At 63.7% G+C, this 16,641-nt stretch carries 12 protein-coding genes; all 12 read left to right on the top strand.

Translation table 11 applies throughout. The features are described 5' to 3' along the window. The first annotated feature begins 81 nt into the window (after positions 1–81). The gene (locus tag BLU54_RS05170) at positions 82–1,266 is read left to right on the top strand and encodes an enolase C-terminal domain-like protein (protein WP_170845028.1); all 1,185 of its coding nucleotides are present in this window, start codon (positions 82–84) and stop codon (positions 1,264–1,266) included. A gap of 171 nt (positions 1,267–1,437) precedes the next feature. Further along, positions 1,438–2,820, top strand: a complete 1,383-nt coding sequence (locus tag BLU54_RS05165) for an MFS transporter (RefSeq protein WP_091905615.1) — start codon at positions 1,438–1,440, stop codon at positions 2,818–2,820. Next, on the top strand, positions 2,820–3,803 hold the full coding sequence (locus tag BLU54_RS05160) for a 2-hydroxyacid dehydrogenase (RefSeq protein WP_091905612.1): 984 nt from the start codon (positions 2,820–2,822) through the stop codon (positions 3,801–3,803). Before BLU54_RS05165 ends, BLU54_RS05160 begins: the two co-directional genes overlap by 1 nt. Beyond that, complete coding sequence (locus BLU54_RS05155) at positions 3,800–4,915, top strand: Ldh family oxidoreductase (protein ID WP_091905610.1); 1,116 nt, start codon at positions 3,800–3,802, stop codon at positions 4,913–4,915. Before BLU54_RS05160 ends, BLU54_RS05155 begins: the two co-directional genes overlap by 4 nt. Before the next feature lie 27 nt (positions 4,916–4,942). Further along, positions 4,943–5,851, top strand: coding sequence for a dihydrodipicolinate synthase family protein (locus BLU54_RS05150; protein WP_091905607.1), 909 nt, complete (start codon positions 4,943–4,945; stop codon positions 5,849–5,851). 57 nt (positions 5,852–5,908) lie between these two features. Beyond that, the gene (locus tag BLU54_RS05145; RefSeq protein ID WP_091905604.1) at positions 5,909–7,261 is read left to right on the top strand and encodes an MFS transporter; all 1,353 of its coding nucleotides are present in this window, start codon (positions 5,909–5,911) and stop codon (positions 7,259–7,261) included. A gap of 38 nt (positions 7,262–7,299) precedes the next feature. Beyond that, on the top strand, positions 7,300–8,811 hold the full coding sequence (locus tag BLU54_RS05140; RefSeq protein ID WP_091905600.1) for an aldehyde dehydrogenase (NADP(+)): 1,512 nt from the start codon (positions 7,300–7,302) through the stop codon (positions 8,809–8,811). Between the two features lie 2,161 nt (positions 8,812–10,972). After that, entirely contained in the window at positions 10,973–12,196 is a 1,224-nt protein-coding gene (locus BLU54_RS05135; RefSeq protein ID WP_091905596.1) for an alpha-hydroxy acid oxidase, read from the top strand. Beyond that, the gene (locus BLU54_RS05130; protein WP_328586102.1) at positions 12,078–13,151 is read left to right on the top strand and encodes an NAD(P)-dependent oxidoreductase; all 1,074 of its coding nucleotides are present in this window, start codon (positions 12,078–12,080) and stop codon (positions 13,149–13,151) included. Before BLU54_RS05135 ends, BLU54_RS05130 begins: the two co-directional genes overlap by 119 nt. Positions 13,152–13,182: 31 nt before the next feature. Beyond that, positions 13,183–14,634 carry an NAD-dependent succinate-semialdehyde dehydrogenase gene (locus tag BLU54_RS05125; RefSeq protein WP_091905591.1) on the top strand — a complete coding sequence of 484 codons (1,452 nt, stop codon included), beginning with the start codon at positions 13,183–13,185 and terminating at the stop codon, positions 14,632–14,634. A 128-nt stretch (positions 14,635–14,762) separates the two neighbouring features. Next, on the top strand, positions 14,763–15,563 hold the full coding sequence (locus tag BLU54_RS05120) for an alpha/beta hydrolase (protein ID WP_170845027.1): 801 nt from the start codon (positions 14,763–14,765) through the stop codon (positions 15,561–15,563). Positions 15,564–15,721: 158 nt separating this feature from the next. Further along, a complete protein-coding gene (locus tag BLU54_RS05115; RefSeq protein ID WP_091905585.1) occupies positions 15,722–16,639 on the top strand; it encodes an SMP-30/gluconolactonase/LRE family protein in 918 nt (305 codons plus the stop codon). The last annotated feature ends 2 nt before the right edge of the window (positions 16,640–16,641 follow it).

Here is a 16,641-nt window from a genome sequence, read left to right as displayed (position 1 = left end):
CCGCTTGTCGCTCGCATGAGATAGCGCTATCTTATCTAAAGGTAGCGCTATCTCGCGCCTTATTGACTGCGGAGACGATTGATGAGCAAGATTTCCCGAGTCGAGATTTTCGACTTCGAATATGAGGTGCAGAACCTGGCGGCTGCCGGCGAGCATACCCACAACCATGTGGCGTACAAGAAGGGCGGCCGCATGAAGCTGCAGAAATACGCCGTCGTGATCGAGACCGATGACGGTGCGCGCGGCGAATACGTGGCGATGTGGGGTGGTACTCGCCCGGCACTCGCGCAGTCGATCATGCTCGCGCCGGACTTGCTCGGCCGGGATCCGTCGCAGCGCGAGGCCATTTACGACGAATTCAAGCGCAAGCTGCATCACTTCGATCATATGGGGCACGGCCCGGTCGACATCGCGCTGTGGGACCTGACGGGCAAACAATTGAACGCGTCGATCGGCCAACTGCTGGGCGGCTACCGCACCCGTCTGAAAGCGTACGCGAGCACTTTCCACGGCGACCGCAACGGCGGTCTCGACAGTCCGCAAGCGTATGGCGACTTCGCCGTGCGTTGCCGCGAGATGGGTTATCGCGGCTTCAAGATCCATGGTTGGTTCGACGGCAATCCAAAGGAAGAAGCCGCTGCGATTCTGGCCACGCGCCGGGCCGTCGGCAACGAGATGGACCTCATGTACGACGGCGCGTGCGACCTGAAAACCTTCGCGGATGCGCTGTACGTCGGCCGGGCGTGCGACGAGGCCAACTATTTCTGGTTCGAGGACCCGTATCGCGATGCGGGCCTGTCCGCGTTCTCGCACAAGAAGCTGGGCGAGATGCTGAAGACGCCACTGCTGATCGGCGAGCATGTGCGCAGTCTCGAACCGAAAGCCGATTTCATCATGGCAGGCGGCACCGATCTCGTGCGCGTCGACCCGGAATATGACATGGGCATCACCGGAGCGATGAAGACGGCGCATCTGGCCGAAGCCTTCGGACTCGACGTCGAGATTCACGCGGTCGGCCCGGCGCATCGTCATGTGATGGGCGCGATCCGCAATTCCAACTACTACGAAATTGCGCTGGTCGGCCCGGACTGCGCGAACAACATCCCGCAGGTCTACGCGTGCGACTACTCCGACCAGATCGACTGCATCGATTCGGCCGGCACGGTGCCGGTGCCGACGGGGCCAGGCCTTGGTGTCACCTACGACTGGGAGTACATCAAGCGGCACACGAAGCAGCATCACGTGTTCGATCTCAACAAGCGTTGAGCCGATCGTAGCGAACGCCAGACACGCGCTGAACTTCGCGATCAGGCCAACGAGGTGGGTTGAGGTCAGGCGTTGCCAGAAGAGCTGGAAACCAGCCACGGCAGCGTGCCGCGCAGGCGGCGGCCCGCCTCGTGATGGCACCCCGTCATCATTCGAAACTGGAGACTTTCGATGAGTGCGCAGGCAGTTCTCACCGCGGTACGTGCGCGGCACCGCTATGTGCGTTATTACGTACTCGCGCTGATCCTTCTCGTCACTGCCGTGAACCTCGGCGACCGCGCCAATCTGTCGATCGCCGGCGCCCCGCTCGCGAAGGAATTGGGCCTCGGCAGCGTGCAGATGGGTTACGTGTTTTCCGCGTTCGCGTGGGCTTATGTGATCGGGCAGTTGCCCGGTGGCTGGCTGCTCGACCGCTTCAGTTCGATCAAGGTCTACGGCGCGGCGCTGTTTCTATGGTCCTTCTTCACCTTTCTGCAGGGCTACGTCGATCTGCTGTCCACGGCGTCGGCGGTTGCCGCACTGTTTGCGCTGCGCTTTCTTGTCGGCCTTGTCGAGGCGCCGATCTATCCGGCCAACAACTACATCGTCGCCGCATGGTTTCCGCTGAAGGAGCGGGGCTTGGCGACGTCGATCTTCAGCTCCGCGCAATACGTGGCGGTGGTGCTGTTCGTACCGTTGATGGGCGCATTGAGCCATGCGCTGAGCTGGCACTGGGTATTCTGGTTCATGGGTGGATTCGGCATGCTGCTCGCGGTGTTCTGGCTCGTGGTGATGCGCGCGCCGGACCGGCACTCGCGCGTTAGCCCCGAGGAACTCGCCTATCTGCGCGAGAACGGCGCGATGATCGACATCGAGGCCAATAAGCGCAACAAATCCGCCAACGCGCACGCCACGGCCGCGCCGGCCGGCTCGCTCCTTGTCCTCATGAAGAGCCGGATGATGGCCGGCATCTACCTCGGTCAGTACTGCATCACCGCGCTGCAATACTTCTTCATCACGTGGTTCCCGATCTATCTGGTGAAGGGGCGCGGCATGGACCTGTTGCAGGTCGGTTTTGTCGCGGCACTGCCGGCGATCTGTGGCTTCGTCGGCAGCGTGCTGGGTGGAGTGATCTCCGATCGCGTGCTGAAGCGAGGCGGCACCGTCACGATGGCGCGAAAGATCCCGTTCATCAGCGGCATGTTGCTCGCCAGCCTGCTCGTGCTGTGCAATTTCACGGATTCGACCGCGGTGATCGTCGCACTGATGTCGCTTGCGCTGTTCGGCAAGGGCCTCGCACAGATCGGCCTCGCGGTGGTTGTCGACACGTCGCCGCCGGAGATCGTCGGCCTGGCCACCGGTCTGTTCGGTGTGGCGGGCAACATTGCCGGGATCGTCACGCCGATCGCGATCGGTTACCTGCTCGCCCTCACGCATTCGTTCACCGGCGCGATGTATTTCGTCGGCGCGCATGCCATGATCGGCGCGCTCGCTTACCTCCTCGTCGTCGGCAAGCTGCGCCGGCTCGAACTGCCGCTGGCACAGCGCAAGGCGACGACCGGAGGCGCAGGGTAATGCACCGGATCATGCTCTCGCGGCCGATGCAGCCCGCCGTCATGGCGCGCGCGCGCCAACGCTTCGACGCGTACGTGCCGGACCATGCGCTGACGAACGACGAGTTGGTCGCGGCAGCCGTCGAGTGGCGTGCGCAAGGCCTGCTCTTTTCAGGCGCGCTGCGTCTGGATGCGGCGTTGCTCGCACGCTTGCCGCGCACGCTACGGGTGGCCGCCACGACGAGCGTCGGCTTCGACCATGTCGATCTCGATGCGGCGAGCGCAGCGGGGATCATCGTGACGAATGCGCCGGTCGTGACTGAATGCACTGCGGACGCGACGATGCTGCACATCCTCGCCGCTTGTCGGCGGGCGCGCGAACATCTCCGGGTGATCGAGGACGGCTGGGGCCGGAGCCTCGGCCTTGCCGAACTGCTCGGCCAGCGTGTGAGCGGCAGCGCGCTCGGCATCGTCGGAATGGGGCGCATCGGTCAGGCCGTCGCGCAGCGTGCGCGCGGCTTCGGCATGCGCGTGCTGTATCACAGTCGCCGCCGCGTGCGTGCGGCCGACGAGCAGGGCGCCCAATACTTTTCGAGCCTGCATGAGATGTTGCCGCAAGCGCAGATCCTTTCGCTGCATCTGCCCGCCGTGGCAGGCGCCGCGCCGTTGATCGGCCGCGACGCGCTCGCGCTGCTGCCGCGCGGTGCGATCGTCGTGAACACGGCGCGCGGTGCGTTGATCGACGAAGACGCGCTGATCGACGCGCTTACGGACGGACGGATCGCGGCCGCCGGACTCGACGTGTTTCGCAACGAGCCGCATGTCGACGCGCGTCTTCGCGCGCTGCCGCAGGTCTTCATGACGCCGCACACTGGATCGGCGACAGTGCAGACGCGCAACGACCTCGGCTTCCGTGGACTGGACAATCTCGCGGCCGCGCTCGACGCGCGGATGCCGCCGGACGCGCTCAATCCTTCCGCTTTCACCCAGACTTTGAACGCATGATTGCATCGAACCACAACGCGGACATCACCGAGGAAGCGCGCTTCGCGCACCAAGACCTGCTCGCCTTCGGCAAGCAAGCGCTAGAAAGGCGCGGCATGCGCGCGGAACAGGCCGAACAGGTTGCTTTGCGCCTGCTCGACGCCGATCTGCTCGGCCATCGCAGCCACGGCTTCTGGCTGCTCGCCACCTATCTGGAACGGCTCGAAGCGGGACAGATTGCCGTGGAGGGCGAGGTGCGCGTACTCAACGACTCGCCGGCCGCCTTTGCCTGGCACGCGAACCGACTGCCCGGCGCATGGGTCATGCAGCGCGCCATCGACACGGTACGCGAACGGGCCCGTGCGCAGGCGATGGTCTGCGCCACCATCGCCGAGTGCTCGCATATCGGTTGTCTGCAAAGCTATCTGCTGCCACTGGTCGCCGATAATCTGCTGGTCATGCTATCGGCCACCAATGCAGGCGTGGCGTCGGTGGCGCCGTTCGGCGGCATCGATCCGGTGCTGACCACGAACCCGCTCGCGTTCGGCATTCCGACGCGCGGCGCACCGATCCTGGTCGATCAGTGCACCTCGCTCGGCAGCAATACTTTCTTCACGGCATTTGCGCAGCGCGGCGAATCGCTCCCCGCGCAGTGGCTGCTCGATGCCGATGGCGCGCCGACCGACGATCCGACAGTGTTGTCGGCCAACCCGCCAGGCACCGTGCTGCCGCTTGGCGGCATCGACTTTGGTTACAAGGGCTTCGGCCTCGGGCTTGCGGTGGAAGCGCTGACGCTTGCGTTGCCGGGCTCGGGCCGTCGGACGCGACCTGACAAGTTCGGGCAGGGCGTGTTCCTGCAGGTCATCAATCCAGCGATGCTCGGGGGGCTTGACGCGTTTCTCGATGAAACCACCTGGCTTGCCGACGCGTGCCACGCGAGCCGCGTGCGGCCAGGCGCGCCACCCGTGCGTCTACCCGGCGAGCGCGCGTTGCGATTGCGCCAACAACAGCTCGTCGAGGGCATCACGCTGTCCGCCGACGCCGTTCAACGCACGGCTGCATGGGCTGACAAGCTCGGCCTGGCGATGCCTGTCGAAAAGAAGGCTGAAGGGCACGCCGCGCACGCGCGCTGACTACTTTTTCCGTATTGGAGTTCTTTCATGCTGCACACCACTGATGGTGTTTTCATTGTCACCCAAACCCCGTTCGCCGATAACGGTGCGGTCGATCTCGACAGTATCGACACGCTCGTCGATTTCTACGTCGAGCATGGCGCGGATGGCTTCACCGTGCTCGGCGTGAGCGGCGAAGCCGGCAAGCTCGATCAGCGCGAGGCCTTACAGGTGGCCGAGCGCTTCATCAAACGTGCGGGTCAGCGGCCGGTGGTGGTGGGCGTGAGCAATGCCAGTCTCGCGCAACTCAGCGATCTGTCTGCGCGCGTGATGGATCTCGGCGCGACTGGCGTGATGATCGCACCGCCCTCGGGCATCCAGACCGACGAGGAACTGCACGGCTACTTCGCGGAAGTGTTTCGCCGCAACGAGGGCATTCCGACGGTGTTGCAAGATTTCCCATTCGCCTCGAAAGTCGCGATGTCGGTGCCGGCCATCCTCAAACTCGTCGAAACGCATCCGGAAATCGGGCTGATCAAGGAAGAAGATCTACCGTGTCTGAACAAGATCTCGCGTCTGCGTCAAAGCAGCGGTCGGCGCGTGGCCATCCTGACCGGCAACAACGCGATGTATCTGCCGCTCGAACTCGGACGTGGCGCCGATGGACCGATGGCCGGCTTCTCCTATCCCGAAATGCTGTCCGAGGTGTATCGCCTGTACCGTGCGGGCAGGGTCGACGAAGCGGATGACGTGTTCGACATTTATCTGCCGCTGCTGCGCTATGAAGCAATGGGTTTCTGGGGCGTGTGTGCACGCAAGGAAATGATGCGGCGGCGCGGCGCGATCCGTTCGGCGACGATGCGTACGCCTGGCCCGAAGCTGTCGGCGGAAGATGTGAAGGAACTCGACCGTCTGTCGGCGCGCGTGGAGCGACGGCTCGCCGAGCGGCGCGGCTGAATCCCTTCGCTGCCTAACAACGCGATAACGATAAAGCAGAAGCAAGGAGACAGGCTGATGAAAAGCGGAGAGATCGCCATCGGTGCGGCCCTCGCGAAACCGAGCAGGGTGCGCTACTGGGTGCTGGCGATGCTGGTACTCGCCAGCGCCGTCAATCTTGGCGATCGTGCGAACCTGTCTATCACCGGCACGGCGATGTCGGCTGACCTGGGCATTGGTTCGGTCGGGCTGGGCTATGTGTTCTCGGCGTTTGCATGGGCCTATGTGCTCGCGCAACTGCCCGCAGGATGGTTGTTGGACCGCTTCGACTCGATCAAGGTGTATGGCGTAAGCCTCGTGCTGTGGTCGTTGTGTACCTTCGCGCAAGGCTTCCTCGGCGCATTTTCGGTGGCAGCGGCGCTTGCCGCGCTGTTCGTGCTGCGCTTTCTGCTGGGTCTCGTCGAGTCGCCAGTGTCGCCCGCCAACAACTATATCGTGGCGTCATGGTTCCCGCTGAAGGAACGCGGGCTGGCCACGTCGATCTACAACTCGGCACAGTACATCGCGGTGGTTGTGTTCGTGCCGCTGATGGGCCTGCTGGTGCACAAGGCCGGCTGGCCGAGCGTGTTCTATGTGATGGGTGCACTCGGGCTGGTGCTTGCGGTCGTCTGGTTCAAGGTGATGCGCAACCCACTCGCGCATCCACGCGCAAATGCCGCCGAGATCGACTACCTGCGAACGGGCGGCGCCAATGTCAACGTCGACGCGAAAAAGACCGCAGCGAAGCCGGGCATCGACTTCTCGGTGCTGGGTTTCTTCTTGCGCAGCCGTCTGATGGTCGGCGTGTACGTCGGGCAGTACTGCCTGACTTCGTTGCAATACTTTTTCATCACATGGTTCCCGATCTATCTGGTGAGGGGACGCGGCATGAACATCGTCGAGGTGGGCTTTCTGGCCACGCTGCCTGCGATCGCGGGCTTTATCGGCGGGCTGGCGGGCGGCTATCTGTCCGACCTGCTGCTGCGCAACGGACGCAGCCTCAGCGTCGCGCGCAAGACACCCTTTGTGGCGGGGATGCTGCTCGCGTCGAGTCTCGTGTTCTGCAATTTCGTCGATTCGCCTTACACCGTGGTGGCGTTAATGTCACTGGCGATCTTCGGCAAGGGTCTGGCCGCCGTCAACTGGGCGATCGTGTCCGACACCTCGCCCCCGAATCTGGTCGGCTTCGCGGGCGGTCTGTTCAACTTGTTCGGCAGCCTCTCGGGCATCGTCACGCCGATCGTGGTCGGCTACGCCGTGAGCATGGTCGGCAGCTTTACGGGCGCTATGTATTTCGTGGCCGCACACGGTTTGATCGGCGCGTTCGTTTACGTGTTCTGCATCGGGCGAATCCACCGTCTGGATCAGGACGACCGCCTGACGGGCGCGTAGGTGCGGCAGCTTCGATTATTTGAGTGAATGGAGAACCTATGAATCGTGATGGACAGGACGATCGCAAGCGGATCGATGAAGCGGCGACGCTGGCGCACGCAGCCGCGCCGCGTTGGGCGAGATCGACGCGCATCGTGCGCGCCCGCTTGCTGGAAGGGCTCGCCAGCGCCCTCGAAGCAAACGCCGCGCACCTGGTCGAGATTGCGGACGAGGAAACCGGACTCGGCACTGCGCGTCTGAACGGCGAACTCGCGCGCACCGCGTTCCAGCTGCGCGGTTTCGCGAACGAAGTGAACCACGGCGTGCCGTACCGGACGGTTGACGATCATGCGGTTGCCGGCGCGCCGCCGGCTGGGCGTCCACGTCTCACACGCGTGACGGCGCCGCTCGGGCCGGTCGCGATGTTTTCCGCGAGCAACTTTCCGTTCGCATTCTCCGTACTGGGCGGTGACACCGCGTCCGCGCTCGCGGCGGGATGCCCGGTCATTGTAAAGGCGCATAGCGGGCACGCAAGACTGTCGCAGAGCGTCTATAGGATCGCAGCCGACGTGGTGGTGGAGCAGGGCTTGCCGCCCGGTCTGTTGACGATGATCGACCGTACCTCGCGAGAGGCGAACGCATATCTGGTACAGCATCCGCGCGTCGCAGCCGTCGCCTTCACTGGGTCGTATCAGGGCGGCGTCGCGCTCTGGCGCGCGGCGAATGAGCGGGCGCGGCCGATTCCTTTCTACGGCGAACTCGGGTCGACCAACCCGTTGATCGTCCTGCCGGCCGCCCTTATCGACGGCGCAAGCGAGAAGGCACAGACCCTTGCGGCATCTATCGCGTCGGGCAGCGGCCAGTTCTGCACGCAGCCCGGCATCATCTGCGTGTTCGACGGTGCGGCGGGCGACGATTTCGTCGGGAAGCTCGCCGCCGCGGTGCGCGCTCAGCGTCCGCACCGGATGCTGACCGAAGGCATCCGTCAGGCGTACGAGGCAGGTGCCCGGACACTCGCTGCACACGGCGGCGCGAGAGCCTTGATCGAACCGGCTGGCGGCATGGACGGCATGGACGGCATGGACGAGACGGACGACACGGGCAACAGGGGCGGCCCGGCCGCGCAATTGTTCGAGACGGACACACCGACCTTCCTCGCCGAACCGGCGCTACGCGAGGAAGTGTTCGGGCCGGCGTCCGTGGTGGTGCGGGTCAAATCGGCGGATCAGGTGCTCGCCGTGCTCGACGCGGTCGGCGGGTCGTTGACCGTCACGGTATGGGGGGCAAGCGAGGCCACCGACGACAACCGCCGGATCGTCGACGGCGCGGAGCGGATCGCCGGGCGAGTGCTGTTCGCCGGCGTGCCGACAGGCGTGGCGGTCACGCACGCACAACATCACGGTGGCCCTTGGCCGGCGTCGACTGCGCCTCAGACGACCTCGGTGGGATATGCCGCCATCGAGCGGTTCCTGCGGCCGGTCGCGTTGCAGGATGCACCGGACTGGGCGATAGCGGAACGGAGCGGTGGCGCGGACGTCGCTCATGGGCAGACCGCTCAGCGGACGGCGTAAGCGCTCGTTTCACGCCTACTCGCCAGGTTTCCTGCGTCACGCGCGCAGAGGAGGCGCGCGAAGCGGCCGCTGCGGGGACCGCGCTTCCTATATCTTGGATGCGGGATTTGCATCGGCACGGGCGGTGCGGCGGAAGCGTCGCACCGCTGGGTAAGAATTGATGCATCGATTGAATGAATGCCCGATGCGGCGAAAGACGTTGCGCACCGTTTTGCTTTCGTAGCCTGATATTTGCTGGTCGAGCTCGCCCGGGGCTACCTCGATTCGAGCGCCTTCCAGAATAGGGACACCATCGCAGGCGAGATTTTCGGAAAAATTGCGACCTGGGGCGGGTGATCGGATGTGAGGGATCGAAGGCGTCGTCGGCTGTACTTACACGGCATTTTATAATTGCTCATGCGCTGGACGCACACCCACGCTCGTTCGGGCAGTCGCCCTGGAAGCATTGAGTCTCTCGATATACAGGTGCTCCGCTGGCTTGTTCAAGCGGACGACCGACAGTATTACACTGGCCTCTCAAGCGTAGGTATCCGGCACCTTACCGGAAAAATCGGACCGATGCCGACCGTGATCGAAGCAGTAAGCGAGCCATTTCAACCAGTCTCTTGATACCCGGCTTACGCGAACCCTGCGCAGCTAGGTGTCGACTGCAACGGTCGGGTGTTCCCGCGTTTGGTCGTCGACCGGGTTCGGTTATCGAAGGCGCTGTACATGAGTCGGCCCGGTTGGCGTGGCTAGCGGCGTGCGCTCCGCGGCAGCGCGTGTTTTCAATTACTTATGCGCACGCTAAGCCCAGCCATGCCTGCGCTCGCCAAATGCGCTTGTGTTGCGCCAGCCAGCTCCCACGCTGCAGCTCGCAACGCACCGATAGCCGTAGTGGCGCGTCGGCCGCGATGGCCGTTATCCTTCCAGTTAGCGCATGGGCGTCGCCGCTTCGACGCGACTCGTAGCAAGACAGCGACCGTGAGCTCCCGCCCGCCCCGTAAGTCCGGGCAACATCCTATCGCGCGCTCGGACATCAGCATCGCGCCCGCCTCGCGTTTCGCTTTCAGCTTGCTACGTTTGCGACTGGAGTTGGTTCAGGGCAGAGGTGTCGAGTATCGACTCCGCAGGCAGCCGCTAAGCCTGTTGTTCTCTGTTCCAGCGCTTTCAGCCGCTCTTTGCCGGCCCGTCATGCCCCGAACTTTGCCTTCCGGCCGGTACGTGGCTTCCGACATACGGGACTTGCGACTCAGCTCTGCCGGTTTCAGCCCAGCAGCGGCTGCTCCTGCGCCGCGAATGATTAGCTCTAGGCTGCATCGCTTCATCAGCGCCGTCCTTCTCTGGAACGGCGTCTCGCCCGCCACCGTGCCGAATGCGACGAGGCGGGCAATATCTTGGCCAACGTCAGTCCAGACTCCGCCCGCCCGAACGCCTTCGTGACTTGGCGGCCCTTGAACGTCGACTTCTTAGTGCGTAGGAATTCCTGCGCTGGAAATCCGACTCACGGACTTGCTGGCTGCGCGGGAATTGCTATCGACCTAGCTAACGGTCGTGCCGTCCGCGCCTCGCGACCGGATTGCGTGGCCGGCGCGCGGGCCGACCGCAACATTTCGTCATTTTCAATATGTGAAACACGGGCCCGACAGACATGGTTGACGGGGTCACTCGGGCGTTATCGTTGACCTGTCGGTTGTGAGTTGGCATCAGTCAACCGCGACCACATTGAAAAAGATAAAGCAACGGAGACACGAATGGAGCTTGGCGCCCTAATGGGTCGCAGCTCGCGCCTGTGCGGCACCGATGTGTGGCGGGCCGAGAGCGGACGTCTCGCTGCGCGCATCCTTGTCGCGATTGCGCCGAGGATCGCCACTCGTCTCGTAATGTCGGCGACAGCGGGGCGCGGACTCCTGGGATTTCCGACCATACCGTCCGCATTTCCGAGGGCTTGCATTGCGGCGCTTGGCGAGCCGCAGCTTTGGGCAAGGTATCGCGCGTTGCGCACCGCTGCCAGCCGGGCTTGCGCTGCGCCCTTCGGACTAGCCAGTTCCGACCGAGCCGGCCAGAGGAACTCGACGCGGCAGGAAGCCGCGCGAAGCGTCGTACAGAGCCGCGGCTGGCGCCCAGGCGTTCGCGCCGCGGACAGAGACGCAACGACATTCAAGGCATCTTGAGGAAGACCATGCGACAGAAGGTCATCAATCTCGACGATCTGCGAAGGCTTGCAAAGCGAAAACTTCCGCGTATTGCGTTTGATTTCATTGACGGTGGGGTTGACGACGAGGTGTGCCTGCAGACCAACCGTGCAGCGTTTCTTCGGTACAAGTTGATGCCGCGTTACCTGCGAGACGTCAGCAAGCGCGATCAGAGCGTCACCCTGTTCGGCCGTACCTACAGCAGCCCAGTCGGTATCTCGCCGACCGGACTGGCTGGGCTGTGGCGACCGGATGCCGATCTGATGCAGGCGGCGGCGGCGCGCGACGCCAACGTACCGTTCTTGCTCTCGACGTCGAGCAACGCGTCGCTGGAGGAAGCCGTCGCGCTTGCTCCAAACAATGTCTGGTTTCAGATGTACTGCACGAGCGATGCACGCATCAATGACGATTTCGTGCGCAGGGCTGTGCAAGCCAACGTTCATGCCCTGGTCGTCACCATCGACGTGCCGGTCAATGCGAACCGGGAACGGAATCGGCGCAACGGTTTCTCGCGGCCATTCCGCATGACGCCGAGTGTCGTGCTTGACGCGCTGGGCCATCCCGCGTGGGTCATGCGCTACCTCCGCACCGGCGGGGTGCCGATGATGCGCAACTGGCAGCCTTACGCTCGTGAAGGCGCGAGCGCCGCGGAAGTCGCTGACTTGTTCGGTAGGCTCACGCCTGCGCAGACGGTGTGCTGGGGGAACCTGACCCGTATTAGGGACGCATGGCCAGGGCCGCTGGTGATCAAAGGGCTCCTGCATCCAGACGATGCGCTCGAGGCCGTCAAGCTGGGCGCGGACGGCTTGATCGTCTCGAATCACGGTGGCCGTCAACTTGATGCCGCGCCGTCGCCGCTCGAGGCGCTGCCAGCCATTCGCGACGCAGTCGGCGACCGATTGCAAATCATTCTCGACAGCGGGGTGCGCCGCGGTTCGGACGTGGTCAAGGCGCGATGCCTGGGTGCGTCGTCCGTCGTGTTCGGCCGGCCGTCGCTCTATGGGGTCGCGGCCGCGGGTCAAGCAGGCGTGTCTCGGGCCTTGGAAATCATGCGCGTGGAGATCGATATGGTACTGACGCAGCTGGGTTGCGCTGTGTTCGAGCGGCTCGACAGCAGCTTTATGTGGGCAGACTTGCCCGCCCGGCCTCCGGCATCGATCGTCACCCCGCAGGCCGAACCTCGCGGCGCAATGCACAGCGAACCGGTTTGAGCCGGCGCACAGGCACTCATCAAGCGTCACGATAACGGAGTCCAAAATGAAGGAAGTGATTGGTTTTATCGGCGTGGGCAGCATCGGGGGACCGATGGCCTCGCGCTTGCTGGATGCGGGCCACGACGTGGTCGGCTACGACACCCGTGCGGACGCACTCGATGCGCTGCAGCAGAAAGGACTCAAGGTGGCGAGCTCGCCGCGCGAGGTCGCCGACGCGGCGCAGATCGTTCTGGTGAGCTTGCCGACGCCGGACGTCGTTCGACAAGTCGCCAGCGGCCCGGACGGGATCGTCGAAGGCAGGGCGGTCCGCATCTACGTCGACCTCTCCACGACTGGTCCAAAGACGGCCGAAGAGATCGCAAAACGACTCGCCGAACATGACATCACCGCGGTGGATGCGCCGGTGACTGGCGGCGTGGCCGGTGCCGCGCTTGGCAAGTTGACGCTGATGGCCGCGGGACCGGCCGGTGCGATTGCGAGGGTATCGCCGGTGCTGGCCACACTGGGGCAGGTCGAGGTGGTGGGCGACAAGGCCGGCATGGGACAAAGCCTGAAGCTCATTAACAACGCTCTATCAGCCACGCATATGGCGATCACGGCCGAAGCGATGGTGCTGGGCGTCAAGGCGGGGCTCGATCCCGAAATCATCTTGAATGTGCTGAACAAGGGCTCGGGGCGCAACACGTCGACCGAGGAGCGTTTCCCGAAATTCGTTCTCACGCGCACCTTCGACAACGGCTTCGCAAATGCGCTGATGCGCAAGGACCTGAAGCTGTACATGGAGATGGCCGAAAACTTTCAGGTGCCGTTGTGGGTGGCGACCGCCGTCGATCGGCTGTGGATGCAAACCGTTGTAGAAATCGGTCCAAACGAGAACACGACGACGATCGTCAAAACGATCGAAAAATGGGCTGGCGTCGAGGTGCGTGGCAAGTCCGCCCGACCGGTCTAAGTCGCACAGCGCAATACGTGGAGGCGAGCTGATGAATCTGAAAGACCCGTCACTGTTTCGGGAAGCCGCGTTCGTGGCCGGCACGTGGCGTGCGGCGCAGGAAGACGGAGTCGCCGTCATCAATCCTGCGACGGGCGCCACGGTGGGCAAGCAGCCGTCGCTGAGTCAACGGGAGATCGAGACGGCGATCGGCGCGGCACGCGAGGCATTTTCCCAGTGGCGCGAGTTCACTGGTAAGGAACGCGCGGCCGTGCTGCGCCGATGGGCGGAGTTGGCGATAGCCAATGTGGACGACCTGGCCGCGATCATGACGCTGGAACAGGGCAAGCCGCTCAACGAGGCGAAGTCCGAGATCGCGTATGCGGCCAGTTTTCTCGAATGGTTCAGCGAGGAAGCAAAGCGCGGTTACGGCCATACGATACCCGAGCCGAAGCGCGGCCAACGCGTAAGGGTGGTGAAGGAGCCGGTTGGCGTGTGCGCCGCAATCACGCCGTGGAATTTTCCGTCAGCGATGGTCACCCGCAAGGTGGCGCCCGCGTTGGCGGCAGGGTGCACGGTGGTGCTCAAGCCAGCGCCGCAGACGCCGTTCTCGGCGATGGCGCTGTGTGTGTTGGCCGAGCGTGCGGGCCTGCCAAAGGGGGTACTCTCGGTGGTGACCGGCGATGCGGAGATGATCGGCGAGGTGCTGTGCGCCAGCGAGACGGTCAGGAAGATCTCTTTCACCGGCTCGACCGCAGTCGGTAAGACCCTAATGGCCCAAGCGTCGCGGACGATCAAGCGGCTATCGCTGGAGCTCGGCGGCAATGCGCCGTTCATCGTGTTCGACGACGCTGACCTGGATGCGGCGGTGTCGGGCGCGCTTGCATCGAAGTTCAGGAACGCCGGCCAGACGTGCGTGTGCGTGAATCGGTTCCTCGTGCAGCGCGGCGTGCACGACCGCTTCGTCGCGAAACTACGAGACGCGGTCGCAACGCTGCGCGTCGGCGACGGCTTTGCGGAAGGGTCGACCATCGGCCCGCTGATCAACTCCGCCGCCGTCGAGAAGGTTACCCGCCTGGTGAGCGAGGCCCTTGCGCGCGGCGCGAGCTTGGCACTTGAAATGGATACCCCGAAGACGGGTGGCCATTTCTATCCGCCAACGGTTCTGACCGGCGTAACAGCGGAGATGACGATCGCCAACGACGAGATCTTCGGCCCGGTTGCGGCGGTGACATGTTTCGACTCTGAAGACGAAGCCGTGGCGCTGGCGAACGCGACCCGCTACGGCTTGGCCGCGTACGTCTACACGCGGCATCTGACGCGCAGCCTCAGGCTGGAGCGGCGCCTTGATTACGGAATTATTGGCATCAACGAAGCAATGATTTCGACCGAGGTTGCGCCATTTGGAGGCATGAAGGAATCGGGCTTCGGCAAGGAGGGATCGTTTCTTGGCCTTGACGAGTATCTAGACAGCAAATACGTCTGTTATGGCGGTATCGCCTGAATGCGCGTCGCTACGACAGTCACGTACCCTTGGGAGGAAAGATGGAACAAGCGGTTGATGGATCTTGCAAGGTCGAAGTGTCGGACATCGATTATCTGCAACGTGCGGGGCGCACGCTGCAAGCGCGCATGTATGTGCCGGAAGGCGACGGTCCTTTCCCGCTCGTCATCGAGGTGCACGGCGGTGCCTGGTGCCGGGGGAGTCGCGTCGACGACCACAATCTGAACGTCGGGCTGGCCTCGCGCGGCGTCGTGGTGGCCGCGATAGATTTTACGATGCCGCCGGACGGTGCATACCCGGCGTCGTTTCACGACATCAATTTCGCGGTTCGATGGTTCAAGGAAAGCGCCTGGCGCTGGCGTTCCCAAGCGAACCTCGTCGGCCTTTTGGGCGTGTCAAGCGGCGGCCACCAGGCAGTGCTCAGTGCACTGTGCGCTTCGGACGGTCGGTATGCACAAAGCCCATTGCCAGGCAGCACCGACATCGATGCGCGGGTGGCCTTCGTCATCGCGTGCTGGCCTGTCATCGATCCGCTCGGGCGCTACCGCTACGCGAAGTCGCTGCAAGCGGCCGGCAGCGACTATCCGGAGGCGATCGACCGAGTGATCCCTGATCAGGAAAAGTATTGGGGAAGCGAAGAAGCGATGGGAGAGGGGGCGCCTGCCACGGCGTTGGAGCGGGGCGACGAGCTCGACTTGCCACCGCTACTGTGCATACAAGGCGGAGAGGATATCGTGCACCCGCGCGCGCAGCTAGATCGATTTCTTGAAAGCTATCGCCGCGCCGGCGGCGACGCGCGACTGTCGCTGTACGTCGGGGAGGCCGAGAGCTTTATTACGCGGCGTCCAGATGCCGAAGCAACGGCAAGGGCGATCCAGGAGATCGGCGACTACGTGCTGACCCGCGGGCGAGCCGTACGCGCCGCGTAGGCACGGAGTTGCAATGCGGAAAAAATCAAGTTTCAGCATTTGAAAGATCGCTGCCGCGCTGCTCAGCGGGGCCGGACGCGGCGGCTACCATGAATCACGGCGCGTTCGGGCACCCAGCCGACTATAAATTCGTCAATCGAACGAAAAACGAGACAACCATGAAGGTTCTTGCAGAAGGTTTGAGGTTTCCCGAGGGACCGGTGGCCATGAGCGACGGTTCGGTCTGTTTCGTCGAGATCGCCGCCGGCCGGGTATCGCGAGTCGGCCGCGACGGCGTGGTCACCGAGGTCGCGAACACCGGTGGCGGCCCCAATGGCATGGCAGTCGGCCCCGACGGCGCCTTTTACGTGTGCAACAACGGCGGCTTCGTCACCCATCAGGTCGATGGGGAGACTCACGTGAGACACGGGGTGCTCCCGACCGACTACATCACGGGTTCGATCCAGCGAGTCGATTATCGCAGCGGCGCGGTGACGACGCTCTATACGCATTGCGGCGACACACCGTTGAGCGCCCCCAACGACCTCGTGTTCGACGCACATGGGGGCTTCTACTTCACCGACTTCGGCAAGATTCGCAAACGAAGCCGGGACACCGGCAGCGTCTACTATGCATTGCCCGATGGCAGCTCGATACTCGAAGTAGTGCATCCGATCGCGAACCCGAATGGGGTGGGCCTCTCGCCGGACCAGCGGACACTGTACGTCGCGGAGACCGAGACGTCGCGACTCTGGGCTTTCGACATCGAAGCGCCCGGCATGGTGAATCGACACGGCTTTCCTTCGCCCAATGGCGGGCGGCTCGTGTGTGGCCTGCCAGGATACCAACGATTCGACAGCCTGGCGGTGCAGCGCGACGGCTGCGTGTGCATCGGAACGCTGATCACCGGCAAGATCAGCGTGATCGCACCGGACGGTTCGTTGCAGAAGCAGGTCGGGATGCCCGAGGCGTATCCGACGAACATCTGCTTTGGCGGAGAAGATCGGCGCAAGGCCTACGTCACGCTTTCACATACAGGCCGGCTGCTCGAAGTCGACTGGGAGAGCGACGGCCTCGAACTCAATTTCAATATCTGAAC

Source organism: Chitinasiproducens palmae, assembly GCF_900095735.1.
In the GTDB taxonomy this organism is placed as follows: domain Bacteria; phylum Pseudomonadota; class Gammaproteobacteria; order Burkholderiales; family Burkholderiaceae; genus Chitinasiproducens; species Chitinasiproducens palmae.
This window is presented reverse-complemented; position numbering and strand designations above follow the sequence as displayed.

Bases quoted from the DNA above. Each gene is read 5' to 3' on its own strand.
- BLU54_RS05170 (WP_170845028.1), top strand. From the start codon at position 82: ATGAGCAAGATTTCCCGAGTCGAGATTTTCGACTTCGAATATGAGGTG.
- BLU54_RS05165 (WP_091905615.1), top strand. From the start codon at position 1,438: ATGAGTGCGCAGGCAGTTCTCACCGCGGTACGTGCGCGGCACCGCTAT.
- BLU54_RS05160 (WP_091905612.1), top strand. From the start codon at position 2,820: ATGCACCGGATCATGCTCTCGCGGCCGATGCAGCCCGCCGTCATGGCG.
- BLU54_RS05155 (WP_091905610.1), top strand. From the start codon at position 3,800: ATGATTGCATCGAACCACAACGCGGACATCACCGAGGAAGCGCGCTTC.
- BLU54_RS05150 (WP_091905607.1), top strand. From the start codon at position 4,943: ATGCTGCACACCACTGATGGTGTTTTCATTGTCACCCAAACCCCGTTC.
- BLU54_RS05145 (WP_091905604.1), top strand. From the start codon at position 5,909: ATGAAAAGCGGAGAGATCGCCATCGGTGCGGCCCTCGCGAAACCGAGC.
- BLU54_RS05140 (WP_091905600.1), top strand. From the start codon at position 7,300: ATGAATCGTGATGGACAGGACGATCGCAAGCGGATCGATGAAGCGGCG.
- BLU54_RS05135 (WP_091905596.1), top strand. From the start codon at position 10,973: ATGCGACAGAAGGTCATCAATCTCGACGATCTGCGAAGGCTTGCAAAG.
- BLU54_RS05125 (WP_091905591.1), top strand. From the start codon at position 13,183: ATGAATCTGAAAGACCCGTCACTGTTTCGGGAAGCCGCGTTCGTGGCC.
- BLU54_RS05120 (WP_170845027.1), top strand. From the start codon at position 14,763: ATGTATGTGCCGGAAGGCGACGGTCCTTTCCCGCTCGTCATCGAGGTG.
- BLU54_RS05115 (WP_091905585.1), top strand. From the start codon at position 15,722: ATGAAGGTTCTTGCAGAAGGTTTGAGGTTTCCCGAGGGACCGGTGGCC.